Genomic DNA, 355 nt, shown 5'->3' with positions numbered 1-355 from the left:
GTCGGCGAAGACGACCTTCGCCGAGGTGGTCCGGGCCGCGGTGTCGGCGTCCTGCACGGACACGGCCCGGGCCTCGCCCAGGCCGGCATCCTCCTGGTCGCTGCCCAGCACGCCCTGCGCGACCGCCTCGCCGACGATGTCGGCTGCGGTCTTGACGGTGGTGCCGTCGGGGCCGGTCACACTGCTGGTGTGCCCCCACGGGTCGGTGGAGGAGACCGTCTTGCGTCCGGCCTGGTCGGTCATGGTGACCTTGTAGTGGGCCCACTGGGAGTAGTCGGCTGCGGCCAGCACCCGCGCGCCGTCGGCGTCGGGCTCTTTGGCGTAGGCGCCGTCGCGGTAGTTGTCCGCGGTCCGC

Annotated in this window: 1 protein-coding gene; it reads right to left on the bottom strand. The window is 73.2% G+C overall.

Annotated elements, in window-relative coordinates:
• A partial coding sequence (locus IF89_RS39870; protein ID WP_043195039.1) for a hypothetical protein occupies window positions 1–355 on the bottom strand: 355 nt, incomplete at both ends.

It is taken from the genome of Streptomyces sp. NRRL F-2664, from assembly GCF_000719345.1.
Lineage (GTDB): Bacteria > Actinomycetota > Actinomycetes > Streptomycetales > Streptomycetaceae > Streptomyces.
This window is presented reverse-complemented; position numbering and strand designations above follow the sequence as displayed.